Source organism: Pseudoduganella sp. GW821-FHT05F09, assembly GCF_059419605.1.
On the sequence record NZ_JBWKSD010000009.1, the window covers coordinates 264807 to 291708 of the forward strand.

General features: G+C 67.2%; 20 protein-coding genes. 7 read left to right on the plus strand and 13 right to left on the minus strand.

Features of this window, described 5'->3' with window-relative positions; genetic code table 11:
- Positions 1 to 48: 48 nt before the first annotated feature.
- From AC07S4_RS26115 to AC07S4_RS26175, 13 genes are all read right to left on the minus strand, one after another.
- Complete coding sequence (locus AC07S4_RS26115) at positions 49 to 1440, minus strand: efflux transporter outer membrane subunit (protein ID WP_494989379.1); 1392 nt, start codon at positions 1438 to 1440, stop codon at positions 49 to 51.
- Entirely contained in the window at positions 1437 to 2684 is a 1248-nt protein-coding gene (locus AC07S4_RS26120; RefSeq protein ID WP_494989380.1) for an HlyD family secretion protein, read from the minus strand. Before AC07S4_RS26120 ends, AC07S4_RS26115 begins: the two co-directional genes overlap by 4 nt.
- Positions 2681 to 4357 carry an MFS transporter gene (locus AC07S4_RS26125; RefSeq protein ID WP_494989381.1) on the minus strand — a complete coding sequence of 559 codons (1677 nt, stop codon included), beginning with the start codon at positions 4355 to 4357 and terminating at the stop codon, positions 2681 to 2683. Before AC07S4_RS26125 ends, AC07S4_RS26120 begins: the two co-directional genes overlap by 4 nt.
- Before the next feature lie 83 nt (positions 4358 to 4440).
- Complete coding sequence (locus AC07S4_RS26130; protein WP_494989382.1) at positions 4441 to 6744, minus strand: catalase; 2304 nt, start codon at positions 6742 to 6744, stop codon at positions 4441 to 4443.
- A 112-nt stretch (positions 6745 to 6856) separates the two neighbouring features.
- The gene (locus tag AC07S4_RS26135; RefSeq protein ID WP_494989383.1) at positions 6857 to 7867 is read right to left on the minus strand and encodes a hypothetical protein; all 1011 of its coding nucleotides are present in this window, start codon (positions 7865 to 7867) and stop codon (positions 6857 to 6859) included.
- Between the two features lie 108 nt (positions 7868 to 7975).
- On the minus strand, positions 7976 to 8383 hold the full coding sequence (locus tag AC07S4_RS26140; protein ID WP_494989384.1) for a hypothetical protein: 408 nt from the start codon (positions 8381 to 8383) through the stop codon (positions 7976 to 7978).
- A 105-nt stretch (positions 8384 to 8488) separates the two neighbouring features.
- Positions 8489 to 9454, minus strand: coding sequence for an alpha/beta fold hydrolase (locus AC07S4_RS26145; RefSeq protein WP_494989385.1), 966 nt, complete (start codon positions 9452 to 9454; stop codon positions 8489 to 8491).
- A 116-nt stretch (positions 9455 to 9570) separates the two neighbouring features.
- A complete protein-coding gene (locus AC07S4_RS26150) occupies positions 9571 to 9798 on the minus strand; it encodes a hypothetical protein (protein WP_494989386.1) in 228 nt (75 codons plus the stop codon).
- A 61-nt stretch (positions 9799 to 9859) separates the two neighbouring features.
- A complete protein-coding gene (locus tag AC07S4_RS26155) occupies positions 9860 to 10438 on the minus strand; it encodes a TetR/AcrR family transcriptional regulator (protein WP_494989387.1) in 579 nt (192 codons plus the stop codon).
- Positions 10439 to 10453: 15 nt separating this feature from the next.
- Positions 10454 to 11548 (minus strand): LacI family DNA-binding transcriptional regulator, encoded by a 1095-nt coding sequence (locus tag AC07S4_RS26160; RefSeq protein WP_494989388.1) that lies wholly within the window; start codon positions 11546 to 11548, stop codon positions 10454 to 10456.
- Positions 11549 to 11670: 122 nt separating this feature from the next.
- The gene (locus tag AC07S4_RS26165) at positions 11671 to 13872 is read right to left on the minus strand and encodes an alpha-glucuronidase family glycosyl hydrolase (protein ID WP_494989389.1); all 2202 of its coding nucleotides are present in this window, start codon (positions 13870 to 13872) and stop codon (positions 11671 to 11673) included.
- Positions 13873 to 13892: 20 nt separating this feature from the next.
- A complete protein-coding gene (locus AC07S4_RS26170; protein WP_494989390.1) occupies positions 13893 to 16754 on the minus strand; it encodes a glycosyl hydrolase 115 family protein in 2862 nt (953 codons plus the stop codon).
- Positions 16755 to 16839: 85 nt separating this feature from the next.
- The gene (locus AC07S4_RS26175; protein WP_494989391.1) at positions 16840 to 18048 is read right to left on the minus strand and encodes an SGNH/GDSL hydrolase family protein; all 1209 of its coding nucleotides are present in this window, start codon (positions 18046 to 18048) and stop codon (positions 16840 to 16842) included.
- Positions 18049 to 18180: 132 nt separating this feature from the next.
- On the opposite strand from AC07S4_RS26175, the gene AC07S4_RS26180 reads away from it, so the two are divergent.
- Genes AC07S4_RS26180 through xylG form a run of 7 tightly spaced genes read left to right on the plus strand, consistent with a single transcriptional unit; the run spans position 18181 to position 26856 of the window.
- Positions 18181 to 19587 carry an enolase C-terminal domain-like protein gene (locus AC07S4_RS26180; protein ID WP_494989392.1) on the plus strand — a complete coding sequence of 469 codons (1407 nt, stop codon included), beginning with the start codon at positions 18181 to 18183 and terminating at the stop codon, positions 19585 to 19587.
- A gap of 20 nt (positions 19588 to 19607) precedes the next feature.
- Positions 19608 to 20807, plus strand: a complete 1200-nt coding sequence (locus AC07S4_RS26185) for a fumarylacetoacetate hydrolase family protein (RefSeq protein ID WP_494989393.1) — start codon at positions 19608 to 19610, stop codon at positions 20805 to 20807.
- Positions 20808 to 20838: 31 nt separating this feature from the next.
- On the plus strand, positions 20839 to 21606 hold the full coding sequence (gene xylB / locus AC07S4_RS26190; protein ID WP_494989424.1) for a D-xylose 1-dehydrogenase: 768 nt from the start codon (positions 20839 to 20841) through the stop codon (positions 21604 to 21606).
- The gene (locus AC07S4_RS26195) at positions 21603 to 22487 is read left to right on the plus strand and encodes an SMP-30/gluconolactonase/LRE family protein (RefSeq protein WP_494989394.1); all 885 of its coding nucleotides are present in this window, start codon (positions 21603 to 21605) and stop codon (positions 22485 to 22487) included. Before xylB ends, AC07S4_RS26195 begins: the two co-directional genes overlap by 4 nt.
- Entirely contained in the window at positions 22487 to 24259 is a 1773-nt protein-coding gene (locus AC07S4_RS26200; RefSeq protein ID WP_494989395.1) for an IlvD/Edd family dehydratase, read from the plus strand. Before AC07S4_RS26195 ends, AC07S4_RS26200 begins: the two co-directional genes overlap by 1 nt.
- A 43-nt stretch (positions 24260 to 24302) precedes the next feature.
- Positions 24303 to 25310, plus strand: coding sequence for a D-xylose ABC transporter substrate-binding protein (gene xylF, locus AC07S4_RS26205; RefSeq protein ID WP_494989425.1), 1008 nt, complete (start codon positions 24303 to 24305; stop codon positions 25308 to 25310).
- A 16-nt stretch (positions 25311 to 25326) separates the two neighbouring features.
- Complete coding sequence (gene xylG, locus AC07S4_RS26210) at positions 25327 to 26856, plus strand: D-xylose ABC transporter ATP-binding protein (RefSeq protein ID WP_494989396.1); 1530 nt, start codon at positions 25327 to 25329, stop codon at positions 26854 to 26856.
- Positions 26857 to 26902: the final 46 nt, after the last annotated feature.

The following is a 26902-nucleotide window of genomic DNA, read 5'->3' on the forward strand; positions in this document are numbered from 1 at the left end:
CGCGCGTTTGGCGGGTTAGCGGCGCAGCTGCGTAACCCGCCAGCGCCGTCACTGGCCCCAGCCGCCGCCGAGGGCGCGGTAGAGGTCGACCGAGGCGATCAGCATGCGCGTCTTGAGTTGCAGGCGCAGCACGTCGGCGCTGTACAGCGTGCGCTGCGCGTCCAGTTCTTCCAGGTAGGAGGCGTAGCCGTTGCGGTAGCGGTTGCGCGCGATGCGCAGCGTTTCGGCGGCCGTGGCGCGCCGCGCGTCGTTCTGCACGGCCTGCTCGCGCAGGCGCTGGATGGCGCCCAGGCCGTTGTCGGTTTCGGCAAAGGCGGCACGCACGGCGTTCTCGTAGGCATACGCGGCCTGGTCGCGCGCCGAGGCGGCGGAGTCGGTCTGCGCCTGCACGCGGCCGCCTTCGAACAGCGGCCCGGCGACGGCCGCCGTCAACCGCCATAAATGCGTGGGGTCCTTGAGGAAGTCGCTGAACACGGTCGATTGCAGGCCGCCCACCGCCGTCAGCCGGAACGAGGGCAGCAGCTGGTCGCGCGTGGCGGACAGCGTGGCGCTTGCGGCCAGCAGGCTTTGCTCGGCGCGGGCGATGTCGGGACGGCGGCGCAGCAGGTCCGACGGCAGCCCGCCGGGAACAGGCGGCGGCGCCAATCCGGACAGCGGCACGCCGCGCGGCACCGGCCCGGGATTGCCGCCGCTGAGCAGCGACAGCGCGTTTTCCTGCTCGAAGATCTGGCGCTGCAGCTGCGGCACCTGCTCGGCCGCCGCCTGGTATTCGGCTTGCGCCTGCAGCCATTCGAGCCGCGAGCTGTAGCCCACTTCGAACTGCTTGCGCGCCAGCTCGCGCGATTCTTCGCGCAGCTTGAGCGTGGCCTGCGCCAGTTCGAGCTGGGCGTCCAGGCCGCGCAAATTCAGGTAGCCGGAGGCGGCGCTGGCGGCGATCGACAGTGCAGCCGCATCGGCGCTGGCCTGCTCGGCGGCGTAGGCGGCGCGCGCGGCGTCGGTCAGGTTGGCGAGACGGCCCCAGACGTCGATTTCGTAGCTGGCCTGGAGTTCGGCCTGGAACAGATTGGTTTCGTAGGGGACGCCGTTGTAGGCCAGCGTGCGGGTGCGCGTGGGACTGGCGCTGCCGGTGACGCTGGGAAGCTGGCTGGCGCGCGCCGCCGCCACGCGGGCGCGGTAGTCGGCCACGCGGGCGCGGGCGATGCGCAGGTCGCCGTTGTGCTCCAGCGCGCGGGCCACCAGGGCGCTCAGCGCCGGGTCGCCGAAGGCTTGCCACCATTGCTGCTCCACCGGACGCGCGTCGCTGCCGGGGCCGACGCCGGTGCGCCATCCGGCCGGCGTCTGCAAGGTCGATTGCGGGGCCGGTCCCAGCTTGGCCGCGCAGCCCGAGATCAGCAGGGCTGCCAGCAAGGTAGCAGCCGGTGCGGGCCTCGCGCGCTTCACGGCCGCGCTCCGCCGGCGGACGACGCGGCAGGGGCGGCCGGGGTGGCGGACGGGCGCGGCTGGGCAGGCGCGCCGGGCTTGCGCGCTTCGTCGTCGCGCACCGAGGAGGTGTCTATGCTGACGATCACCGACATGCCGGGCCGCAGCCGGTGCGCTTCGCCCTGCCCGCTGTCTATCCGTATCCGCACCGGTATGCGCTGGGCGATCTTGACGTAGTTGCCGGTGGCGTTGTCGGCCGGGAGCACGCTGAATTCGGAGCCGGTGGCGGGCGAGATGCGTTCCACCTGCCCGGTCAGCACCGCGCCATTGAGCGCGTCCACCTTGAACGTGGCGCTCTGGCCTATGCGCACGTCGTTCATCTGGGTTTCCTTGAGGTTGGCGATGATCCACATCTGCCTGGGCACCAGCCCCATAAGCTGCGCGCCGCTGTTGACGTAAGCCCCCTGGCGCACCGTGACCTGCCCCAGCTGCCCGTCCGACGGCGCGGTGATGCGCGTGTTGTCCAGGTCCACCTTGGCGGCCTTCAGCGCGGCTTCGGCGTTGGCCACGGCGGCCTGCAGCGACAGCTTGTTCACCACCACGGTCTGCGCGGCCTGCTTCGATATCTCCAGGCTGGCGCGCGCCTGCGCCACGGCGGCGGCGGTCTGCGCCTTGCCCGCCTTCTGCTGGTCCTGCTCGCGCACGGACAGCGAGCCGTCCGCCACCAGCGCCTCCACCCGCTTCAGGTCGGCCACCGAGCGCACCGCCTGCGCTTCGGCGTTGGCCAGCGCGGCCTGGTTCAGCAGGATGCTCGCTTCGGCACTGCGGTGCGACTGCTCCCAGTTGGCCAGCGCGGCCTTCTGCGCCGCCAGCTGCGCCTGCGCCTGCTCGTAGCGCTGCTGGTAGATGCGGTCGTCGATCTGCACCAGCAGGTCGCCCTCCAGCACCTGCTGGAAGTCCTGCACTTTCACCGCCACCACGTAGCCGGACAGCTGGGTGCCGATCACCGTCACCTGCCCGCGCACCAGCGCGTTCTCGGTGCTGACGATGGGCGTGCTGAACGGCGGCAGCCGCCACGCGTACAGCACCACCAGCACGCCGGCCAGCGCCACCAGCAGGAAGCCGGCGGCGGACAGCCACTGCTGCCGCCTGTCGGGCTGCGGCGGCGCAGCCGGTGCGGGCGGTGCGGGCGGCGCCGCCGTCGCTGCGGGCACGGGAGCGGGAGCGGGGGTAGCACTCGGTTCTGGCTGCGTAGTTGTGCTCATTTGGATCCGGAGTTATTGAGGGAGACATTGGCCATGGCCGTCTGCGCGTTCTGCGCCAGCGGCGCCGGCCTGCACGCGGTACAGATATTCCACAGGTGATGCAGCAGCATCCACAAGATGGTGGCCACCGCCACCACCGCGATCAGCAGGAAGACGTCGTTGTAGGCGAGGATGTTGGCTTCGCGCGTGGCGGCAGCGCCCAGCTGCGCCACGCCCAGCGCGTTGCGGGTGCCGGGGTCGGCCAGCGTACCGGCCAGCGCCGCGCCGCCCGATTGCACGCGCGCGGCCACCTGCGGGTCCAGCAGCGTCAGGTTTTCCACCAGCTGGCTGGAATGGAATTTCTCGCGCATCACCTGCACCGTGCCGACAATGGCAGAACCCAGCAGGCCGCCGATGTTCTGCGACATGGTGAACATGAGCGAAAAGCTGATCAGGTTGCGCGGCGCCGCGATCACCGCGCCAAAGCCGGACACAAAGGTCGGCCCGAGGAAGAAGGTGCCGCCAAAGGCCAGCAGGAACTGGCTCACATACATCTGCTCCGGCCGCGTGAGGTTGGTGGCGCGGCTGTCCATGAAGGCGCCCACCGCCATCATCGCCAGCGCGATCATCAGCGAGGGCTGGATGCGCGCGGGCGTGATGGTCAACGCGCTGACGGCGATGCCGCCCACGCTGCCCACCAGGGTAATGAACCACAGGGTTTGCATCTGGTCGTTGTTCAGGCCCAGCGCCTGCAGGAAGCCCACCGTGCCCGCCGCTTCGGACTGCACGATGCGTATCAGCAGCACCGACGCGGCCAGCCGCAGCATCATGCCGGTGCTGAGCCAGCGCGTGTTGAGCAGCGGCGCCGAGCGGTTGTGCTCCACCAGCAGCGCCGCCGCGATCAGCACGATGGAGCCGGCCAGGCAGTAGCCCAGCCACGGCGATTCGAACCACCACACGGTGCGCCCCAGCGCCAGCACCGCGCACAGCAGCGCCACGCCGGGCGCGAACAGGCCGAAGGTGAGGAAGTCCAGTTTTTCGAAGGCCTTCACGCGGTCGCCCGGCGGCAGCTTGAGCAGCAGCACGCAGCCCATCGCCAGCAAGGCCATGCCCAGCTCGAAGAAGTACAGGCCGCGCCACTCGCCTATCTCCAGCAGCTCGGACGAGAACATGCGCGCCATCGGCAGCGCCAGCTGCGGGAAGCCCACGCCGATCACCACCGCCTTGAGCCGGTGCTGCGCCGGGAAGGCCTGCAGCACGTAGTACAGCCCCAGCACCGTCAGCGCGGCGCCGCTCATGCCGTGCGCGGCGCGCACCGCGATGGCGGAGGCCAGGCCGTGCACGAACAGGTGCGCCAGCGTGGCCACCGCGTACAGGCCGAGGAACAGTTCCGTGAACAGCTGCAGGCCGTACTGCTGGCGGAATTTCACCAGCAGCAGATTCATGGACACGTTGGCCATCACATAGGCGGCAGGCAGCCATTGGATCTCGGCCGCATACACGCCCAGCGAGCCTTGCGCATACGGCAGGTTGACGGTGACCAGGGCGTTGCCCAGGCCGCCCGTCATGGCGACGATGAATCCGACGATCAGGTAGGCGAGGCGGCGCCGGTCCGAATGGAGCGGCGTGGAGGGAGAGCCCGGCAGCAGCGGGCGCTCATGCGGTAGCCATGTTTGCGGTGCGTAGACGTCCATGCATCATCGCCGTAGTGTTGAGCCCTAGCCAAGAGCATAGCACTACGGCGATGTTAGTTGACGGATTTTAGCCCCCCGCCGGCTCATACCAAAGGAGGATCCGTCTCGCGCTGGAAGGCGCGGTGGCCGGCCAGCGCGGTCTTGAACGCGGCCAGCGCGTCGGCCAGGTCGGACGGGTCGGCGCCGATCAGCGCCGGGTCGGATGTGCCGTCCGGCAGCTGCGGTGGAATGCCGGCCTTGCCCAGCAGGACCGTGCCGGCGCCCACCGCCAGCAGCGGCTTGCAGTGGCGGTATTGCTGGCGCACGAAATCCAGCGCCAGCGCGTCGCGCGAAAGCTGTTCGGCGGCGTCCGCGCCTTCCGGCAGCACCACCGCGTCGAACAGCACCGGCGGCGCGTTTTCCAGCGTCTTCTCGACCGCCAGCATGGCGCCGCCCGCCGTGCGCACCGGGTTCAGCGTGCCCGCCACCAGGTGCGGCACGGCGCCGTCGGCCAGCAGCGCGGCACGGATCGCCTCCACGCCGTCGCCGTCCACGCCGGGCGCGATCAGGATGGCGACTTGGCGCGTCTTGACGCCCTGCTCGCCCGGCCGCGCCAGCAGCGACAGCGCGGGCGACGGCGGATAGGAAGGCAGCGGCAGCGCCGTGGCCAGCGGCTGCGGCGGCGGCACCGGCACGCCCAGGCCGGAGGCCACGCCGTGCGCCAGCGTGGCGTCCACATTGGCCAGCATGGACAGCATGCGCTCGCGGATGGCGGGCACTTGCACCTTGCTCAGTTCAAAGCGGAAGCCGCCCACGATATGGGCCTGCTCGGCCGGGCTCTGGCTGATCCAGAACAGGCGCGCCTGCGAGTAGTGGTCCGCAAACAGCTCGGGCTTGCCGCGCACCTTGTCCTCCGTCACCGCCTGCTCGCGCAAGCTGGTGAAGCCGGCCATGCCGGCCTGGAAGGGACAGCCGCCGCCCAGCGAATTCGGCTCATACGACACCCTGCCGCGATTGACGGTCTGGCGGTGCATGCCGTCGCGCTGGTTGTTGTGCACCGGGCACACCGGCGCGTTGATCGGCAGCTCGTGGAAGTTGGGGCCGCCCAGGCGGCTGATCTGCGTGTCCACGTAGGAGTGGATGCGCCCTTGCAGCAGCGGGTCGTTGCTGAAGTCGATGCCGGGCACCACGTGCGCGGTGCAGAAGGCCACCTGCTCGGTCTCGGCGAAGAAGTTGTCCGGATTACGGTTCAGCGTCATGCGGCCGACCAGCTGCACCGGCACCAGTTCTTCCGGCACCAGCTTGGTGGCGTCCAGCACGTCGAAGGGGAAGGCCTCGGCCTGCTCCTCGGTGAAGATCTGCAGGCCCAGCTCCCACTGCGGATAAGCGCCCGCCTCGATGGCTTCCCACAGGTCGCGCCGGTGGAAGTCCGGGTCGGCGCCCATGATCTTGTTGGACTCCTCCCACACCAGCGAATGCGTGCCGGCCACGGGCTGCCAGTGGAATTTGCAGAACACGCTCGCGCCGTCCGCGTTCACCAGGCGGTAGGTATGCACGCCGAAGCCCTGCATCATGCGGTAGCTGCGCGGGATGGCGCGGTCGGACATGGTCCACATCAGCATGTGCATCGATTCCGGCATCAGCGAGGTGAAGTCCCAGAAGGTGTCGTGCGCGCTGGCCGCCTGCGGCATGCCGTGGTGCGGCTCGGGTTTCACCGAGTGCACCAGGTCCGGGAACTTCATCGCGTCCTGGATGAAGAACACGGGGATGTTGTTGCCCACCAGGTCCCAGTTGCCTTCGTCGGTGTAGAACTTGACGGCGAAGCCGCGCACGTCGCGCGCGGTGTCGGACGAGCCGCGCTCGCCGGCCACGGTGGAAAAGCGCACGAACACCGGCGTGCGCTTGCCCGCCTGCGCGAACGGCGCGGCGCGCGTGACGGCGCCCAGGTCCTGGTAGGACTCGAAGTAGCCGTGCGCCGCCGAACCGCGCGCGTGCACGATGCGCTCGGGGATGCGCTCATGGTCGAAGTGGGTGATCTTCTCGCGCAGGATGAAGTCTTCCATCAGCGTGGGGCCGCGCAGATGGGCTTTGAGCGAGTTCTGGTTGTCGCCTACCGGCACGCCCTGGTTGGTGGTCAGGCGCTGGCCGCTTGCATCGCTGCGCACGCGCTCCAGGTTGCCGTCGTTGGGATTGACGCCCAGTGGCGGCGCGCCGCTGCCCACTTTGGCTGAGCTTTGCGTTTCGGACGCGGTGCCGGCGGTGGCCGCCGGCGCGCCCGCCGCCACGTGCATGCCTTCGGGCGGCGTGCGCGCGGCTTCGCCATGCTCGGCGGGCTTGTTGGCGTTGTAGGCGATGCCGGCGGCCAGGTCGGCGGCGCTGGCGGGCTGGCCTTTTTTGCTGTTGGTCATAAGTCCTCTGATTTAACGGAACAGTGCGAGCAGAATGATGATGGGCAGCGGTATGCCCAGCATCCAAAGCAGAATCGAGCGCATGTCGGTCTCCTTGTAGTTGGCTTGCGTATCAGCGGCGCGGTGCGGCCGCAGGAACAGAAACTGCGCTGCCTTCGTCGCGCAGCTTGCCGCCGAAGGTGGCGGCCAGGCTGGCGATGAAGGCGCCCAGCAGCAGGGCCACGAACATCCACAGCGCGGACTGCGCGCCGGCTTTACGGGCCTGTTCTGCGGCGTTCCTGGCGGCGGCTTCGGCGTCGGCGCGGGCTTTCACCAGGCGGGCGTGGACGTCGTCCACGCGGCGCTCGGCCTCGGACTGCTCAACGCCGGTGCGCTTGGCGATCAGGCGGGCCAGGTACTGGCGGTCATCCACGGCCATGGACGGACCGGTACCGGGCTGCTGCACCAGGATGCGGCCGATCTCTGCGCGCAGGGCGCCGTTGTCGGTCTCCGGCAGCGGCGTGTCGGTCCGCAGCAGCATGTCGGTGTAGTAGGCGGCCGGACTCGTCGCCGGACCGGCGGCTGCGTTGGTGCCTTGCGCCGCGCCGGGCAATGCCGGCAGCGCCCCGTTTTTCGCCAGGCCGGCGCCCGCGCCGGCAGCGGCGGTGGCGCCGATGGCGGTGGCCGCGCCCGCACCGGCGTCAATCGCGCCGCTCAAGGCTGCGCGCACGGCGCCCGCCATCAGCGCGGCGGTCAGCATGGTAGCCAGGGCCCAGGCCAGCAGGCCGTGTGCGGTATCGCGGAAATAGACTTCGTCGCCGTGGACGTTGGCCCACTTCACGCGCAGCCTGCCCGCAAGGTAGCCGCCCACGCCGGCCGAAGCAAGCTGCATGAAGGCGGCCCAGATGATGGTGCTCTTGCCGACGGGCGCGTCGTTGTACGACCAGGGCGAAACGGCCGACAGGCCCAGTCCCACGCCCAGTATCAGCAGGATGAATGACAGTGCGGCCGCGGCCAGCGCACCGGCGGCGACGGCGCCCCAGGAGACGCCGGAGGCGGTGGTTTCCGCAGCGGGAATGACGGCGATGCCGCTCGCCTGCGGCGCAGCGCCGGCGGGACCATTGACGGGTATGGAGGTTTGCATAGGGTTCTCCTCGGGAGATGGAACAGAACACGGTGCAGCTGGCCGCCCGGCGGAGCGCGGAATGCGCGCTCCGCCGGCGGCAAAGCCGGTACAGCGCCAGCTATGGCCTTATTTGCGGCCCAGCAGCTTGGACAGGCCGTAGCCCGCCGCCACGGCGATCAGCACCGACGTGGCAGGGCTGCTGCGCACATAGTTGCGGCCTGATTCGGCGAAACGGCTATAGGCATCGCCGAGCTGCTTGGCGGTGGTGGCGGCCTGCTCGCTGACCTGGGTGGCGGTATCGGCTACGCGGTCAACGGCGGTATGGGCTGCGCCGGCCAGGCGGTCGGCGGCGGGCGGTACTTTTTCAGCCATCTTGTCCACCGTGGCGTGCACGGTGCTGGCCAGGCGGTCAGTGGTGGGCTGGACTTTTTCGGCGGTGCGGTCGATGGCGCCGTGGAGGTCGGCGCGGGAGTCGCGGCCAAACTGGGTGACGGTGTCACGGGTGGTGCTGCTTTTATCGGTGGTGTTTTCCATGATGATTCCTCGGTGTTGTTGATGGGCCTCATTGCCTGAGTAACAATAGGCCCATCAGGCGCCGCACACCGTGCGGCACCTAACCAACTCGGGGAATCTGCGCGCTTACTGAATGAAGCCCAGCAGCGCAGGGATGGTCTGCTCAGGCGCCTCTTCCATGATCCAGTGGCCCGAACCCTTGATGATGCGGCCGTCCACCTTGTCCGCCACCAGCTTGCCCTGGTTGATCAGGAACTCGCCGCCCGACTTTTCACCGGCCAGCACCAGCATCGGCATGGTCAGCTTGGTCTTGCCCAGTTCCGCAAACTGCTCGGCGTCCTGCGGGAAGGTCTTGAAGTACTGGAAACCGGCGCGCACGCCGCCCGGCTGGGCATAGGCTGCGGCATACAGCTTGCGGTCCGCTTCCTTGATGGACTTGGTCTTGTCGGCGGCGAAGTCGTTCCAGAAGTGCTCGAAGTAGGTGCGCTCGCGGCCGGCCACCAGTTTCTCCGGCGTCTCGCCGAAGAAGTGGAAGTGCCACAGGTCGCGCAGCAGGAACATATTGGTCCAGTTGCCGATGCCGGGCAGGAAGGCGTCCATCAGCGCTACCTTGTTCACGTCGGCCGGATACTGCGCGGCGTAGGCGTAAGCGACCATCAGGCCGATGTCGTGGCCTACCACGGTGGCCGGTTCCTTGCTGATGGTGCCCACCAGCTCATGGATGTCCTTGGCCATATTGGTTTTCAGGTAGCCGTCCGCCGCTTTCTCGGAGCCGCCCACGCCGCGCATGTCGGGCACGATGACGGTGTGGGTCTTGGCCAGTTCGCCCATGATGGGTTGCCACATGTGGCTGGTCTGGGTGTAGCCGTGCAGCAGCACCACCGGCGTGCCTTTGCCGCCCACCAGGTAGTGGATCTTGGTGCCGTTCACGGCGGCGGTCTTGCTGGTGAAGCCGGCCGGCGCCGCGGCGGCGGCAGGAGCGGGAGCGGCGGCAAACGCGCTGCCGACGGCGGCAGCCAGGCTAAGGGCGGCGGCGCCGCGCAGAACGGTACGGCGGATGTGTTTCGATACGTTGCTGGCTACGATACTCATGTCATGCTCCTGGTTAGGTTGTTGGGTGCAGCCGCTTGGCTGCACTGCCATGGACACACTATATAATTCAAAAAGCCCACCATCAATCCAACGAATACTAAGACATCATTCATAAATTATGAATTGATAGCCAAGCGCCGCCGCATTGCAGGATGCGCCGGTACACGCCCTTCCGCCTCCCCCAATTTGAAGACGCTGACCGCCTGCGCTAGTGCCCCCGCCTGCTGCACCATGCTGGCGGCCGCTGCCGCCGCCGGCTCCACCGAGCCCGCGATCAGCGCGCACAGCAACAGCACGGCAAAGCCCAGCAGCAGGCGTTTGCCGATGTTCAGGTTGTTCAGCATGGCTCCTTCAGGTTATATCCAGACCAATCGGTCCGGAATTGATAAAAAAATATGCCCTGGCTTAATGGAGCGCAGCCAGCGCCAGATCGGCAACCTGCGCCAGCGCGGCGCGGTCGGACTTCAAGCGCGCCATGGCGCGCATGCCTTGCACGCTGACGATGAGAAAGCGCGCCAGCGCTTGCGGATCAGCCTCGGCGCGCAACTCGCCGCGCTGCTGCGCCTGCCGCAGGGCGGCGCAGAAAACCGATTCTACTTCATCGTTATTTTCTTGCAGAAAACTCGCCACCGCCTCGTCGTCCAGGTTGCGCTGCAGGTTTGCGCTCAGCAGCAGGCAGCCGCGTTCGTGCTGCTCGCGCGTCTCGGCCGCCAGGCTGTGCAACAGCATGGCAAAGCCCTCGCGCACGGTGGGCGCGGCCGCCAGCATGCGCTGCATAGACGTGATGGTGTTGCGGCGGTACTGCTGCATTGCCAGCATGAACAGCGAACGCTTGTCGCCAAAGGTGTCGTACAGGCTTTGCTTGGCGATGCCCATGGCGGCCAGCAGCACCTCCAGCGAGGCGTTGTCGTAGCCCAGCGTCCAGAAGACCTCCAGCGCCGCGTCCAGCGCCTTCTGCGGTTCAAATGCCTTGGTGCGGGCCATGCCGGGCTTCCTGCTTTACTTGGGCGCCAGCTTGATCGGCGGGCGCATGCGCGGCGCCGCGTCGGACTGGCGGCGTATCAGCGAAAAGTCCATCAGCACATGCTCGGGCGCTTCCGGCGCGCCGTCGCGCAGCGCGCGGATCTGGCGCACCAGGTACTGCACCGCCGCTTCCGCCATGCCGGTGATCGGCTGGCGCACGGTGGTCAGCTCGGGCCAGATGGTGGTGGCCAGCGCCGTGTCATCGAAACCGGCCACGGTCAGGTCGCCCGGCACGTCCAGGCCGAGGCGGTGCGCGATGGCCACGGTGGCCGCCGCCATATCGTCGTTGCTGGCGAAGACCGCCGTGGGGCGCTGCTCCAGGCCCAGCAGCAGCTCGGCCGCGTCCAGGCCGGAACGGTAGGTGAACATGCCCTGCACGGTCAGCTCGGCCGCGTCCTGCGCGCTGCGGTCGGCAATGGCGGCCTTGAAGCCGGCCAGGCGGCGCGCGCTGGCGGTCTGGTTCGGGTGGCCGATGACGAAGCCGATGCGCTGGTGGCCCAGCGTGATCAGGTGCGAGGTCATGGCGTAGGCGGCCTGGTAGTCGTCGATGCTGACGGCGCACACGCGCGGGTCCGGCTGGCCACAGGCCACGGTGACGGCCGGCAGCGAGGACTGGGCGATCATGTCGATCAGGCCCGGCATGTCGCACAGCGGCGGCGGCAGGATGATGCCGTCCACGCCGTTGTCGATCAGGCGCTGGGTCTGCTCCTTCCAGTGCTCGCCCGCTTCGCACTTCTCCACCACCAGCTGCACATTGTTCAAGCTGGCCTGGTTCAGCAGGCCGACCAGGAATTCGCTCAGGTAGCCCGCGCTCGGATTGCTGTACAAGAAGCCGATGCGGATGGGCCGCGAGCCGGCGAGGCGCCGGGCGGCCTGGTTGGGCACATAGTTGAGCGCGGCCACGGCCTCGTCCACCTTGCGGCGGGTGCTCTGCCGTACCTTGGTGTCGCCGTTCATCACGCGCGACACCGTCATCGGCGACACGCCGGCAAGTTTCGCCACGTCGGACATGGTGGGGACGCCGGAGCGGGACTCCGCTCCCGCAGCTGCTTTCGCCTTAGTTCTTGCCATCTGCTCAGAAAACCTGTGTTAAAAAGTGGACTTTACCACAAGCGGCAGTGTTAAAACTGTCCGGCCATATAACAAACGGTCACATTTATGTTACCGCAATCATTTGGCCGGACCGCCGCCCGCTAGCCGCGTCCGGGGGCGTAGGGGAATTTCAGCGACTTGTAGTAATCGAGCGGCATGCCCGGCGCCTTCACGCCGGCCGGCAGCGCCAGGCCCGATACCGACTGGAAGTAGGCAATGCTGGCGTCGCGCCACCACACCGCTTCCTGGTACTGCTTGTCGAGCAGCACGGCCACGTCCTCATGGCGGCGCGCGTCGATCAGCGGTTTCAAACGCGCCCAGCGCTGGCGCATGTCGTCCACTTGCGCCACACCGCTGTCGTATCGAACCAACAACTCTTCCCACAGCTTGCGGCCCGACGCCATCTTGTAGTCCCACGGCAAATGGTGGAACCACAGCAGCATGGTTTCCGGCGTGCTGCGCGGATCGGCGTACTGGCGCGCCAGGCCGGGCGCGTACTGCGCCACGGCGTTGCTGCCGCTGGCGGTACGGTCGAAGCCGATGCCGCCCTTGTCCGCGCGGTGGTAGTAGACCGGGTTCCAGTCCGGGCGCTCCAGGTTGGCCACCCACGGCGCGGGACCGTGGTGGTGGCCGGTACCCATCAGGTGGTGCAGGCCGAGCGGCGTCATGTAGTTCACCACGGCCTCGCGCGACATCATCATCATGTCCGTCACCTGCGCCACGGCGGCGGGTGCGGCCGAGAAGGTCTGCGCGGCCCACTCGCGCGCCAGCGCGCGGGCGTCCGCCTGCGGGTTCCAGGCCAGGCGGCCGAAGGCGTACCAGTTGGCCTGGTCGAAGTGCGAGCCGCTCCAATTGCGCTCGCTGCCGATATTGGCCACGCCGGCGATGCCGGTCAGCTTGCCGGCCTTGCCGCCTTTGCCGTCGGCGCCCGCCTCCAGTATCTGCGCCACGGTGCCGGCGCCGGTGTGCATGTCGGTACCCAGCGTTTCCTGGTACATGGTGCCGAGGTAGGCCAGGTGAGTGGCATAGCCCAGGTATTCCTTGGTGATCTGGAATTCCATCATCAGCGGCGTGTTCGGCATGGCGCCGAACAGCGGGTGGGCCGGCTCGCGCGGCTGGAAGTCGATGGCGCCGTTCTTCACCTGCACCAGCACGTTGGCATCGAAAGTGCCGTCCAGCGGCTTGAATTCGCTATAGGCCTGCTTGGCGCGGTCATCCGGTTTTTCATGCGCGTAGACGAAGGCGCGCCACATCACCACGCCCTTGTGCGGCGCCACGGCCTTGGCCAGCATATTGGCGCCGTCGGCGTGGCTGCGGTGGTAGTCCTGCGGGCCGGGCTGGCCCTCGGAGTTGGCTTTGACGAGGAAGCCGCCGAAGTCGGGGATGGACTTGTAGATCTCGTCGGCCTTGGCTTTCCACCAGGCTGCGACAGCCGGGTCCAGCGGGTCGGCGGTCTTGGTGGCGCCCAGCTCCAGCGGCGTGGAGAAGCGCGCCGACAGGTAGACCTTGATGCCGTAAGGGCGCAGCGAGTCCGCCACGGCGGCGGCCTTGGCGATCCACGGCGCGGTCAGGATGTCCGGCTTGGAGTTGACGTTGTTGAGCACCGTGCCGTTGATGCCCAGCGAGGCGTTGGCGCGCGCGTAATCCACGTAGCGGCGGTCGCGCACTTCCGGCAGCGCCCACCAGTTCCAGATGGACTCGCCCGCGTAGCCGCGCTCCACGGTGCGGTCCAGGTTGTCCCAGTGATTCAGCACGCGCAGCTGCAGCTTGGGCGCGGAGCGTTCGTCCAGCGCCGCCAGGCCTTCCGCGCCAATGCCGATCTTGCGCAGCAGGGCGTAGGAACCGTACAGCAGGCCGATGTCGCTGTTGGCGGCGACCAGCGTGACCTTGTGGCCCTGCAGGCGCGTGCTGCGCAGCAGATAGCCTTCCCGGCCCAGCGTTTCCAGTTTCAGGTCCATGCCGGACAGCGCGGGCATGGACGCGGGCGTGGCCAGCACCACGGCGCCGTCCTGCACGGACGCGGCCAGCGGCGGCTCCTTGCCCAGCAAGCCGCCCAGGCCGCGCTGCAGCTCGGCGACTGCGGCTTGCACCGGCGAGGCCGGCGCGGCACCGGCTCGTGCTGCAGGACCGAAGGCGACGATGGTCGACGCGGCCGCGCGCACTTGCACGCGCGCCGCCTTGTCCATCGGTCGGTAGCGCAGCCAGAGGTCGTAGCCGTCCTCCGTGGCGCCCTGCGCGGCGTGGGCCGGCATGGCCAGCAGCAGCGCAAGCAAAGGCATGAGCGCCTTGAACATTATTTTCATCTTGTCTCCGTTACGGGGTTTTACGGGGCTTTCGGGCTTTCTTGCGGGCCGAGATAGCTTGGTTTCAGGCCGCCTGCGTCGATTACCAGTTTTTGCAGCACCAGCGCGGGGTCCACCGCCCAGAACTTGAGCGTGTGGGCGCCTGCGGCCAGTTTGTGTTTGGTCTTGAAGACGACCGCGCCGTCCGACACGGCACGCTCCCAGAAGCGCTGCGACGCGTCGGCATGCACGTTCACCACTTGCGGCGTTTCTCCGTCAAAGGACACGGCGTAGCGGAAGCCTTCGCCGGGCTGGAACTTCAGCGTGGGCGCCAGCGTGGCGTGCAGCGTGACTTCGCCCGGCGTGAGCAGGTGCACCTTGTATTCCAGGCGCATGCCTTCGGCGGCGCCGGGCAGCGACAGCGCGGCGCTGGCGGGCAAGGTGGTCATGGCGGACAGGGTGCGGCCATGGTCCGGAATGCGCAGCCACTGCCAGCCTTCCTTGGCCACCGCGTTCGCGTAGTGCTCGGCTTCGATGGAGATGACGCCCTGCGATTCGACATAGCTGCCGGACGCCGTCTGCACCGCGCGGCGCAGCGGCACCTTGATGCGGGTCTTGCCGCCTGCGCCTTCCACCGTCAGCGTGGCCTCGGTCACGCCGGGCGGAACATCCGCCCAGCGCACGTCCACCGTGATGCGCTTTTCGCGCACCACGCGGCCGCCCGGGCTGCTCAGCACTATCCACGGATCGCTGGCGGTGACGGTGTAGTTGAACGCCAGCTGGCCACGGTTGAACACCTCCAGCCAGCGCGTCTGCTTGTTGCCGGCTTCCAGCGCGGGCAGCGCGAGCTTGTCCGCGTTCTGGCCCGGCCATGCGAACTCGCTGCCCTCCACCGCCACGCCCAGGTCGCCGGCCTTGGGCAGCTGCAGTTCAGACACCGGCGGCATCACGTTGCGCGGCGGCTGGTTCCAGTAGGTGTAGCCCAGGTGGGTCTGCGACATCATGTGGTTCCACTTGCCGTCGCTGACGTCTTCCATGTACTGGCGCGCCAGTTCCGCGTCCTGCTTGAACAGGGCGCGCACGCGCTCGGCCAGGTCGTTGGTGAAAGCGCGCCCCTGCCTGGCGTACAGCTGGTTCTGCGCGGCGAGCGTGTACATCTCATTGACCACCGCAGCCGCGTTCACCGGGTACTGCACCAGCTGGAAGAAGGCGTCGCGCTGCTCGGAGGGCAAGGCGGCGTCTATCTTGTTGGCGCGCGCCGCCAGATCCTTGTACTCCGCCGTGACGCGCGCGGCCTCGTTGTAGTTCACCTGGCTGTAGGTACCCGGCTCCAGCTGCTCCGGCTTGCGGCGGCCGTTGTACTTGGTGTACTTGGCCACGATGTCGGCGATGTCGTCCGCGTACTCCGGGCTGAACTCGCGCGCGGCCCACAGCTTCAGGTACTCCGGCAGGCGCTCGGCGGGCCAGGCGGCGGGATTCCAGGCGTAGCTGAGGAAGAATTCGATAGGCACTTCCATCGGCTTGAGGTCGCCCACGTTGACGATCCACATGCGCTTGGCGTCGTATTCCCAGGCCAGGCGCATCTGCTCCCAGATCTTCGGTATCGGCGTCACGTTCAGCCATTTGTAGGAACGCGGGCCGCCTACGTAGTCGAAGTGGTAGTACACGCCAGCGCCGCCGGAACGCTTGCGCTCTTCCGGCGTGGGCAGGCGGCGGATGTTGGCCCAGTTGTCGTCGCACCACAGCAGCAGCACGTCGTCCGGCACGCGCATGCCCTTCTCGTAGTACTCCTGCACTTCCTTGTACAAGGCCCATACCTGCGGCACCTTGCTCATGTCCGGATTGATCTGCTGCGCGATGATCTCGCGCTGATCCTTCACGATGCGCTCCAGCAGCGCCACGTTGGATTCCTCGGACATGGGCTCGTCGCCGTCGCCGCGCATGCCCAGCGTGACGATTTTTTCCGTGCCCTTGGAGGCGCGCAGGCCGCCGCGCCAGAAGTCCTTCAGCACGGTTTCGTTCTTGCTGTAGTCCCAGGCGCCCTTGCCGTAGCGGTCCCATTCCTTGTGGGCGCGCATCATGGGCTCGTGGTGCGAGGTACCGATGACCACGCCGTATTCTTCGGCGCGCACGCCATTGAGCTTGTCGTCGTCGAAGAAGGCGGCGTCCCACATGGCGGGCCACAAGTAGTTGCCGCGCAGGCGCAGCAGCAGCTCGAACACTTTTTCGTAGAACTGGTGGTTGTAGCCGCCGTAGTGCTGCTTGGCCCAGCCGGTGAGCGCGGGCGCTTCGTCGTTCAGGAAGATGCCGCGGTACTGCACCGCAGGCGCATCGTTCACGCGCGCCGGTGCGCTGGCGTAGATGGCCTGGCGCTGCTTGGGCGGCACGTCCGCCCACCAGTACCAGGGCGATACGCCTATCTGCTCGGAGACTTCGTATATGCCGTAGATGGTGCCGCGCTTGTCGCTGCCGGCGATCACCAGCGCGCGCTCCACGCCGGGCATGGGGTTCTTCAGGGTCTGCACCTGCCAGGCTTCCCACTTGCCCTTGATGGCGGAAACGTCCAGCGCGCCGGAGCGCACCAGCTTGTCGATCAGGGCGCTCTTGCCGACGGTGCCGATGATGACCACGTCCGCGCCCGCTGCGGAGGAGCTTTTCACCAGTTCGGGCAGCGTGCCGCCCACGCGCTTGATGTCGCCTTGCAGGTCGGCGGCGGCGCGCAGCACGCCGGTGTGGTCCGTGGAATCGACGTAGATTTTGGCGGAGCCGCCGTCATGCAGCAGCGCCACGGCGTTGGCGTCCGCGCGCTCGAAGGCGACGAAGGGTTTTTGTCCCAGCGCAAACGCGGGCAAGGCGCAGGCCAGCATGAGGACGGCGCAGGCCGCCCTGGTGATGAATTTCATTCGTATTGTCTCCGAGCGGCTCTTGAAGGGCCTGTATTTTATTATCTTGCGGCGCGCCTAAGCCGCCCAACGGTCGGCGGATGCGTCAGCGCGGGCGATAGGCGCACTGGCGCAAGGCGTTCAGCGGCACGGCGTCGGCCATGGCGCGGAAGCCGGCTGGCGAGGGGTGCAGGCCGTCGCCCTTGTCGCGCTCTTTCAGCAGGCGCGATGGCTGGGCGGGGTCGCGCAGCGCGGCGTCGAAATCGGCCACGCCGTCGAACACGCCGGAGCTGCGTATCCAGTTGTTCAGCGCCACGCGGTCGGCCTCGTTGTCCACATTGGGACGGTAGTAGTCCGAGCCCATATACGGCGAGATGGTGCCGCCGATGACGCAGACGCCCTGCGCGTGCGCGCGCTCCACCAGCTGGCGGTGCGCCGTCATCAGGTCTTCCAGCAGTTTTTTGCGCGCCTCCGGCGTGTCGTCGCCGTTTCGGTGCTGCCCGCCCAGGTCGTTCACGCCTATCATGACGATGGCGTGGGTGACGCCGCTGCGGGAAATTACGTCGCGGTCGAAGCGGGACACCATATTCGGCCCCAGGCCGTCGCGCAGCATGCGGCCGCCGCCTATGCCGGCGTTGACCACGCCCATGCTCTGCCCTTCGCGGGCGAAGCGGGCCGCCAGCAGGTCCGGCCAGCGGTCGTTGCCGTCCGTGGTGGCGCCGTGGCCGTCGGTGATGGAGTCGCCGATGGCGACCACCGCGCCCACGCTGCGCGGCGCCTGCACTTCCACGTCCGCCAGCGCGTACCAGCGTTCCACCTTGGTGGCGCCCGGCCATTCGGCTTCCACCAGGCGGTTGCCCTTGATGACGAAGCTGTTGGTGCGCGAACCGGGATGGCCGGTCTGGCGCGCGGGTTCGCCCTTGAAGTACATGGAAATGGCCAGGTCGGCGCCGGGCTTGAGCTCGAGCGCGACCGGGTCGCTATAGTATTCCCCGCCGGACGGTATCAATACGCTGCTGCGGCCATTGAAGGTGAGCGCGCGCGAGGTGCCGCCCTCCACATCCGGCTTGCCCGGCCCCTTGGCCAGCGCCACCGCCGCACCTTCCAGCACCAGCGGCGTGGTGCCAAACGTGTTGCTGATGCGGACGCGCAGCTTGCTGCCGCCCAGCGAAAGATGGACGATCTGGCGCAGGCTACCCTCGCGCCAGTGTTCGGCGGCCAGTTCATTGCCGCCCTCGGGGACCATGACGGCCGTGCCCCAGCTAGCTACCCAATGTGCCTCGGTGGCGGGATCCGCCTTGTCTTTTGCTGCCACTTCGGCAACCGCTGCAAATGCACCGGCTGCAAACAACAGGCCGGAAAACCAGCCGTACAACTTGTGTTGACTTGACCGCATAAATCCCTCACACTTAGGTTATGGTAGCGCTATTCATTTTAGGACAAAGCGATGGTACACGCAACAAATCAAATTAGCCCAGGCAGCCCCAAGGTAATTGAAATGCAGGTCATCCCGGTCGCGGGCCACGACAGCATGCTGCTCAACCTGTGCGGCGCGCACGCGCCCTACTTTATCCGCACGCTGGTGCTGCTGAAAGACAGCGCCGGCAACACCGGCATGGGCGAAGTCCCGGGCGGCGCGGGCATCCTGCAGGCGCTGGAAAAAGCCGTGCCGCTGGTGGTGGGCACCGAGATCGGCCGCTACAACCGCACGCTGAACGCGGTGCGCTTGTCCATCGCCGGCAAGGGCGGCGGCCACCAGCACCAGGTCACCTCCGCCGCCGAAGCGGCGGTATTGAAGCAGCCGCACGAAATCAACCTGCGCCTGGAAAACGTGGTGACCGCCATCGAAGCGGCGCTGCTGGACCTGATGGGCCAGCACCTCGGCGTGCCGGTGTGCGAACTGCTGGGCGCCGGGCAGCAGCGCGACAGCGTGCCCATGCTGGCTTACCTGTTCTACATCGGCGACCGCCGCCGCACCGACCTGGCCTACCTGGAAAGAAGCGGGCCGGGGACTGCCTCCGAAAGCAGCTGGTACCACATGCGCCACCAGGAAGCGCTGACGCCGGAAGCCATTGCCGACCAGGCTGCGGCCACGGTGGAAAAATACGGCTTCCGCGACTTCAAGCTGAAAGGCGGCGTGATGCACGGCGCCGAGGAAATGGAAGCCATCCGCACCATCAAGAAGCGCTTCCCCGATTCGCGCGTGACGCTGGACCCGAACGGCGCCTGGTCGCTGGACGAATCCATCGCCCTGTGCAAAGGCCAGGGCCATATCCTGGCTTACGCGGAAGACCCTTGCGGCCCGGAGAACGGCTATTCCGGCCGCGAGATCATGGCTGAATTCCGCCGCGCCACCGGCATCCAGACCGCCACCAATATGATCGCCACGGACTGGCGCCAGATGGCCCACTCGCACCTGCTGGGCGCCGTCGACATTCCGCTGGCCGACCCGCACTTCTGGACCATGCAGGGTTCCGTGCGCCTGGCCCAGCTGTGCCACGACTGGGGCCTGACCTGGGGTTCGCATTCGAACAACCACTTCGACGTGTCGCTGGCCATGTTCACCCATGCCGCAGCCGCCGCGCCGGGCCGCATCACCGCCATCGACACGCACTGGATCTGGCAGGAAGGCCAGGAGCGCCTGACGCGCGAACCGCTGCAGATCGTGGGCGGCGAAGTGCAGGTGCCGAAGACGCCGGGCCTGGGCATCACGCCGGACATGGACCGCATCATGGCCGCCAACGCGCTGTACAACAAAGTGGCCACCGGCGCGCGCGACGACGCCATGGCCATGCGCTACCTGGTTCCCGGCTGGACCTATTCGCCCAAGCTGCCTAGCCTGGGCCGCAACTAAAACAACTAAAGGATAGAGACATGGCATTTGCACAAATTACCCAGCCCCTGCCTGCCGACCTGGCCGGCGCCCTGCTGATCGGCCGCGTATGGCGCGGCGGCGCCATCAACGGCCCTTGCGTGGTCGTGGTGCGCAACGGCGAAGTGTTCGACATTACCGAGCACGCGCCCACCGTTTCCGAACTGTTTGAACGCAGCGACGTGGCAGCCTTCGCGCGCACCGTGCAGGGCGAATCGCTCGGCCCCGTGCAGCGCCTGCTGGACAGCGCGCTGGCCGTGAACCCGGACGCCGAAGTGCCGCAGCTGCTGGCCCCGAGCGACCTGCAGGCGCTGAAAGCCTGCGGCGTGACCTTCGCCGTGAGCCTGCTGGAACGCGTGATCGAAGAACAGGCCGGCGGCGACAAATCGCGCGCCGACGCGCTGCGCGCCTCGCTGCTCAACACCATAGGCGCCGACCTCTCCAGCATCAAGCCCGGTTCGCCGGAAGCGGAAAAGCTGAAGCAGCAGTTCATCGCGCGCGGCGCCTGGTCGCAGTACATGGAAGTGGGCATCGGCCCCTACGCCGAAGTGTTCTCCAAGTCGCAGCCCATGTCCGCAGTCGGCTTTGGCGCGGACGTCGGCCTGCACCCTGAATCGAAGTGGAACAATCCGGAACCGGAAATCGTCCTGGCCGTGAACAGCCGCCGCGAAGTGGTCGGCGCCACGCTGGGCAACGACGTGAACCTGCGCGACATCGAAGGCCGCAGCGCGCTGCTGCTGGGTAAAGCCAAGGACAACAACGGCTCCTGCTCCATCGGCCCCTTCATCCGCCTGTTCGACGGCGACTTCACCATCGACACCGTGCGCAACGCGGAAGTACGCATGGTCATCGAAGGCAAGGAAGACGGCTTCCGCCTGGACGGCGCCAGCTTCATGCGCGAGATCAGCCGCGACCCGCTGGACCTGGTGTCGCAGACCAGCGGCCCGCACCACCAGTACCCGGACGGCTTCATGCTCTTCCTGGGCACCATGTTCTCGCCGATCAAAGACCGTGGCGAAGCCGGCGCCGGCTTCACCCACCACATGGGCGACCGCGTCACCATCACCAGCCCGGCACTGGGCTCGCTGGTCAACCATGTGTTCCGCAGCGACCAGATCACCCCCTGGACTTTCGGCGTTCGCGCCCTTTACAAAAACCTGGCGGGCCGTGGCCTGCTGATCAACTCGAATGGAGCCAACTAAGATGGCGGCGCAGCAAACTGAACGCAAACCTATGGTCTACGCCACCTACCACGACCTGGCCGAAAAGCTGGTGGTCATCACCGGCGGCGGCACCGGCATCGGCGCGGCCATGGTGGACGCCTTCGCCAAGCAGGGCGCGCAAGTGGTGTTCCTGGACATCGCCGAGGAAGCCTCGCGCGAACTGGAGCAGGCCCTGGCCGGCTGCCCGCGCCCGCCGCGCTTCATGCGCTGCGACCTGACCGACCTGGACGCGCTGGGCAACGCCTTCGCCGCCATCCAGATCGATTTCGGCAAAGTGGACGTGCTGCTCAATAACGCGGCCAACGACCACCGCCACCAGGTGCAGGACGTCACCGCCAAGTACTGGGACGACAGCCTGGCCGTGAACCTGCGCCACCAGTTCTTCTGCGCGCAGGCCGTGGCGCCCGGCATGAAGGCCAAGGGCTCCGGCGTGATCCTGAACTTCGGCTCCATTTCCTGGCACCTTGCGCTGCCGCAGCTGTCGCTGTACATGACGGCCAAAGCCGCCATCGAAGGCCTGACGCGCGGGCTGGCCCGCGACCTGGGTCCGGACGGCATCCGCGTCAACACCATCATCCCCGGCTCGGTGAAAACCCCGCGCCAGATGGCGCTGTGGCACTCGGCGGAAGACGAAGCGGCCATCCTGAACGCGCAATGCCTGCACGAGCGCGTGGAAACCGAGGACGTGGCCGCGCTGGCCCTGTTCCTGGCCTCCGACAACGCCGGCCGCTGCTCGGGCCGCGACTACTTCGTCGACGCGGGCTGGTACGGCGCATGAGCATTTCCGCCCAAGGTCCGCAATGCATCTGGGAGCTGGGCGCCAAGCTCGGCGAAGGCCCGTTCTGGCACGCCGCCGAAGCGGCGCTGTACCTGGTGGACATCAAGGGCCAGCGCCTGCACCGCTGCGCCGAAGACGGCAGCGCGCGCCAAAGCTGGGACATGCCGGCCGAAATCGGCTTCGCCCTGCCGATGGAAGGCGGAGGCCTGGTCTGCGGCCTGCCGGGCAAGCTGCTGCGCTTTTCGCCTGAAACGGGCAGCTTCACGCCCCTGCTCGAACTCGAGGCCGACATCCCCGGCAACCGCCTGAACGACGGCTACGTGGACAGCCAGGGCGCGCTGTGGTTCGGCTCCATGGACAACGGCGAAAGCGCGCCCACCGGCGCGCTGTACCACCTGTCCCCGGACGGCGCGCTGCAGCGGAAAGACAGCGGCATCATCATCACCAACGGCCCGTGCCACAGCCCGGACGGCCGCACCTTCTACCACACCGACACGCTGGGCAAAGTGGTGTACGCCTACGACGCGGCGCCGGACGGTACGCTGTCCAACAAACGCGAATTCGTGCGCACGGCCGAACCCGGCCACCCGGACGGCTCGGTGGTGGACGCCGAAGGCTGCGTGTGGGTCGCCATGTTCGGCGGCGCCCGCGTGGACCGCTATTCCCCGGAAGGCAAGGTCGTAGCGACCGTCGCCTTCCCCTGCCCCAACATCACCAAGGTGGCATTCGGCGGCGCGGACCTGCGCACCGTTTTCGCCTCCACCGCCTGGAAAGGCATGACGGACGAGGCGCGCGCCGCCCATCCGCAGGCCGGCGGTGTATTCTCGTTCCGTGTGGAGACCCCGGGACAGCAGCAACATAAATACAAAGGAAGCCTGTAATGACTCAGAACCGCCGCTACCGCTCGCAAGACTGGTTCGACAATCCGGACCATATCGACATGACCGCGCTCTACCTGGAGCGCTTTATGAACTACGGCATCACGCCGGAAGAACTGCGCAGCGGCCGCCCTATCATCGGCATCGCGCAGTCGGGCAGCGACATCAGCCCGTGCAACCGCATCCACCTGGAGCTGGCCAAGCGCGTGCGCGACGGCATCCGCGACGCGGGCGGCATCGCCATGGAATTCCCGCTGCACCCGATTTTTGAAAACTGCCGCCGCCCCACCGCCGCCATCGACCGCAACCTGGCCTATATGGGCCTGGTGGAGATCCTGCACGGCTACCCCATCGATGCGGTGGTGCTGACCACCGGCTGCGACAAGACCACCCCTGCGCAGATCATGGCCGCAGCCACCGTGGACATTCCTTCCATCGTGCTGTCCGGCGGTCCCATGCTGGACGGCTGGCTGGACGGCGAGCTGGTAGGCTCCGGCTCGGCCATCTGGAAAGCGCGCCGCCGCCTGGCCGCGGGTGAAATCGACAACGAGAAGTTCCTGCAGATCGGCGCCGCATCCGCGCCGTCGGCGGGCCACTGCAACACCATGGGCACCGCTTCGACCATGAACGCCATCGCCGAAGCGCTGGGCATGTCGCTGACCGGCTGCTCCGCCATTCCGGCCCCCTACCGCGAACGCGGCCAGATGGCCTATGAAACCGGCCGCCGCATCGTCGAGATGGCCAAGCAGGACATCCGCCCGTCCAGCATCCTGTCGCGCGAAGCCTTCCTGGACGCCATCGTGGTCAACGCCGCCATCGGCGGTTCCACCAACGCCCAGCAGCACATCGTCGCGATGGCGCGCCACGCCGGCGTGGAACTGCGCGAATCGGACTGGATGGAATACGGCCACGACGTGCCGCTGCTGCTGAACATGCAGCCTTCCGGCAAATACCTCGGCGAGCGCTTCCACCGCGCCGGCGGCGTGCCCGCCATCATGTGGGAGCTGGAACAGAAGGGCAAGCTGCGCTCCAAGCGCGCCACCGTCACCGGCAAGACCATGGCGGAAAACCTGCAGGGCCGCGAATCGCAGGACCGCGAAATGATCACCCCTTACGACCAGCCGCTGAAGACCAAGGCCGGCTTCTTCGTCCTGAAGGGCAATCTGTTCGACTTCGCCATCATGAAGACCTGCGTGATCTCGCCGGACTTCCGCGCCCGCTACCTGGAGCGCGCCGGCTCCGAGAACGTGTTCGAATGCCGCGCCGTGGTGTTCGACGGCTCCACCGACTACCACAACCGCATCAACGATCCCTCGCTGAACATCGACGAGAACTGCATCCTGGTGATACGCGGCGCGGGCCCGGTGGGCTGGCCCGGCTCGGCCGAGGTGGTGAACATGCAACCGCCGGATGCGCTGATCAAGCGCGGCATCCTGAACCTGCCGACGCTGGGCGACGGCCGCCAGTCCGGCACCTCGGACAGCCCGTCCATCCTGAACGCGTCGCCGGAAAGCGCCGTGGGCGGCGGCCTGGCTTATGTGCGTACCGGAGACACCATCCGCATCGACCTGAACACCGGCAGCTGCGATATGCTGATCACCGAAGACGTGCTGGCGGCCCGCAAGGCCGAAGGCATTCCGGCGGTGCCGGCCAGCCAGACGCCGTGGCAGGAGATCTACCGCTCCACCGTGGGCCAGATGCACGATGGGGCTTGCATGGAATTGGCGGTAAAGTATCGCGGCGTAGCGGACACCATGCCGCGCCATAACCACTAAAGCGGCGCAGTCCGCGAAAAATATAAACCTTAGGAGACCGATGATGAACACCAAACTGAAAGCACTAGCGGCAATTGCGGGCGCAGTCATGGCCCTATCCAGCGGCTTCGCGCACGCCGACGCCAAGAATCCGAAAATCGGCTTCTCGATCGACGACCTGCGCGTGGAGCGCTGGACCCGCGACCGCGACTTCTTCAACGCCGAAGCCGAAAAGCTGGGCGCCAAGGTGTTCGTCCAGTCCGCCGACGCCAGCGAGCAGCGCCAGATCGCCCAGATCGAGAACCTGATCTCGCGCGGCGTGGACGTGCTGGTCATCGTCCCCTACAACGCCACGGTGCTGAACAACGCCATCCGCGAAGCGAAAAAGGCGAAAATCAAGGTGCTCTCCTACGACCGCCTGATACTGAACGCCGACATCGACGCCTACATCTCCTTCGACAACGCCAAGGTCGGCGAGCTGCAGGCGCAGGGCGTGGTGGCGCTGAAACCGAAGGGCAACTACTACCTGCTGGGCGGCGCGCCCACCGACAACAACGCCAAGATGCTGCGCGAAGGCCAGATGAAGGTGCTGCAGCCGCTGGTGGACAAGGGCGACATCAAAATCGTCGGCAAGCAGTGGGTGAAGGACTGGAGCGCGGCCGAAGCGATGACCATCGTGGAAAACGCGCTGACCGCCAACGGCAACAAGATCGACGCCATCGTGGCCTCCAACGACGGCACCGCCGGCGGCGCCATCCAGGCGCTGACGGCACAGAAACTGGGCGGCAAAGTGCCGGTGTCCGGCCAGGACGCCGACCTGGCGGCCGTCAAGCGCGTCATCGCCGGCACGCAGGCCATGACGGTGTACAAGCCGCTCAAGCTGATCGCCGCCGAAGCGGCCAAGCTGGCCGTGCAGCTGGTGCGCAACGAGAAGCCCGCCTACAACTCGAGCTATGAAAACGGCATGAAGAAGGTGGACACGCTGCTGCTCAAGCCCATCCCGCTGACCAAGGCCAACGTCAACCTGCTGGTGGAAGACGGCTTCTACACCAAGGCCCAGCTGTCCAACTGACAGGCGGCGACCCGGCATGGCTGAATATCTTCTGGAGATGAGGGGCATCGTCAAGCAGTTCGACGGTGTGCGCGCGTTAAACGGTATAGACATCAAGATGAAGGCCGGTGAATGCATCGGCCTGTGCGGCGAGAACGGCGCCGGCAAGTCCACGCTGATGAAGGTGCTGTCCGGGGTCTACCCGCACGGCACTTGGGACGGCGAAATCCTGTGGAAGGGCGAGCCGCTGCGCGCCCAGTCCATCCGCGACACGGAGGACGCGGGCATCGTCATCATCCACCAGGAGCTGATGCTGGTGCCCGAGCTGTCCGTGGCCGAGAATATCTTCCTCGGCAACGAGATCACCCTGCCCGGCGGGCGCATGGACTATGCGGCCATGAACCGCCGCGCCGCCGAGATCCTGACCTGGCTCAACATCCACGACGTGAACGTGGTGGAGCCGGTGAAGAAGTACGGCGGCGGCCACCAGCAGCTGATCGAGATCGCCAAGGCGCTCAACAAGCGCGCGCAGCTGCTGATACTGGACGAACCCTCGTCCTCGCTGACGGCGTCCGAAATCGAGGTGCTGCTCAAGATTATCCGCCGGCTCAAGGCGGAGGGCGTCACCTGCGTCTACATCTCGCACAAGCTGGACGAAGTGGAAGCGATCTGCGACACCATCGTGGTGATACGCGACGGCCAGCACATCGCCACCACGCCGATGAGCGGCATGAATGTGGACCGCATCATCGCCCAGATGGTGGGGCGCGAAATGAACCAGCTCTACCCGCAGCGCAAACACGCGCCGGGCGAAGTGGTGTTCGAAGCGCGCGGCATCAGCTGCTACGACGCGGACAACCCGGCGCGCAAGCGCGTGGACAACATCTCCTTCTCGCTGCGCAAGGGCGAGATCCTCGGCATTGCGGGGCTGGTGGGCGCGGGGCGCACGGAACTGGTGTCGGCCATCTTCGGCGCCTACCCCGGCGCGCACGAAGGCGAAGTGTGGCTGGAAGGGCGCAAGCTGGACACCGGCACGCCGCAGAAAGCCATCAAGGCCGGCCTGGCCATGGTGCCGGAAGACCGCAAGCAGCACGGCATCGTGCCCGACCTGAGCGTGGGGCAGAACATCACCCTGTCCGTGCTGGGCCAGTACGCGCGCGGCACGCGGATCGACCAGGAAGCGGAGCTGAAGACCATCAAGGCGGAAATCGCCAGCGTCAAGCTGAAGACCGCCAGCCCCTTCCTGCCCATCACCGGCCTCTCGGGCGGCAACCAGCAGAAGGCCGTGCTGTCCAAGATGCTGCTCACCAAGCCGAAGATACTGATACTGGACGAGCCCACGCGCGGCGTGGACGTGGGCGCCAAGTTCGAGATCTACCAGCTCATGTTCGACCTCGCGGCGCAAGGCATGTCCATCATCATGGTGTCGTCCGAGCTGGCCGAAGTACTGGGCATCTCCGACCGCGTGCTGGTGATAGGCGAAGGCCAGCTGCGCGGCAACTTCGACAACGATAATCTGAGCCAGGAAACCGTGCTGGCCGCCGCCCTCGACCAAGTAGCGAACTGAGCCGCATTCGGGGTCAGACCCCGAATGCGGCTCAGCTCGCTCAGAT

Coding starts and splice junctions, on each gene's coding strand:
- AC07S4_RS26120 (WP_494989380.1), bottom strand. CDS start 2,684: ATGAGCACAACTACGCAGCCAGAACCGAGTGCTACCCCCGCTCCCGCT.
- AC07S4_RS26125 (WP_494989381.1), bottom strand. CDS start 4,357: ATGGACGTCTACGCACCGCAAACATGGCTACCGCATGAGCGCCCGCTG.
- AC07S4_RS26130 (WP_494989382.1), bottom strand. CDS start 6,744: ATGACCAACAGCAAAAAAGGCCAGCCCGCCAGCGCCGCCGACCTGGCC.
- AC07S4_RS26135 (WP_494989383.1), bottom strand. CDS start 7,867: ATGCAAACCTCCATACCCGTCAATGGTCCCGCCGGCGCTGCGCCGCAG.
- AC07S4_RS26140 (WP_494989384.1), bottom strand. CDS start 8,383: ATGGAAAACACCACCGATAAAAGCAGCACCACCCGTGACACCGTCACC.
- AC07S4_RS26145 (WP_494989385.1), bottom strand. CDS start 9,454: ATGAGTATCGTAGCCAGCAACGTATCGAAACACATCCGCCGTACCGTT.
- AC07S4_RS26150 (WP_494989386.1), bottom strand. CDS start 9,798: ATGCTGAACAACCTGAACATCGGCAAACGCCTGCTGCTGGGCTTTGCC.
- AC07S4_RS26155 (WP_494989387.1), bottom strand. CDS start 10,438: ATGGCCCGCACCAAGGCATTTGAACCGCAGAAGGCGCTGGACGCGGCG.
- AC07S4_RS26160 (WP_494989388.1), bottom strand. CDS start 11,548: ATGGCAAGAACTAAGGCGAAAGCAGCTGCGGGAGCGGAGTCCCGCTCC.
- AC07S4_RS26165 (WP_494989389.1), bottom strand. CDS start 13,872: ATGAAAATAATGTTCAAGGCGCTCATGCCTTTGCTTGCGCTGCTGCTG.
- AC07S4_RS26170 (WP_494989390.1), bottom strand. CDS start 16,754: ATGAAATTCATCACCAGGGCGGCCTGCGCCGTCCTCATGCTGGCCTGC.
- AC07S4_RS26180 (WP_494989392.1), top strand. CDS start 18,181: ATGGTACACGCAACAAATCAAATTAGCCCAGGCAGCCCCAAGGTAATT.
- AC07S4_RS26185 (WP_494989393.1), top strand. CDS start 19,608: ATGGCATTTGCACAAATTACCCAGCCCCTGCCTGCCGACCTGGCCGGC.
- xylB (WP_494989424.1), top strand. CDS start 20,839: ATGGTCTACGCCACCTACCACGACCTGGCCGAAAAGCTGGTGGTCATC.
- AC07S4_RS26195 (WP_494989394.1), top strand. CDS start 21,603: ATGAGCATTTCCGCCCAAGGTCCGCAATGCATCTGGGAGCTGGGCGCC.
- AC07S4_RS26200 (WP_494989395.1), top strand. CDS start 22,487: ATGACTCAGAACCGCCGCTACCGCTCGCAAGACTGGTTCGACAATCCG.
- xylF (WP_494989425.1), top strand. CDS start 24,303: ATGAACACCAAACTGAAAGCACTAGCGGCAATTGCGGGCGCAGTCATG.
- xylG (WP_494989396.1), top strand. CDS start 25,327: ATGGCTGAATATCTTCTGGAGATGAGGGGCATCGTCAAGCAGTTCGAC.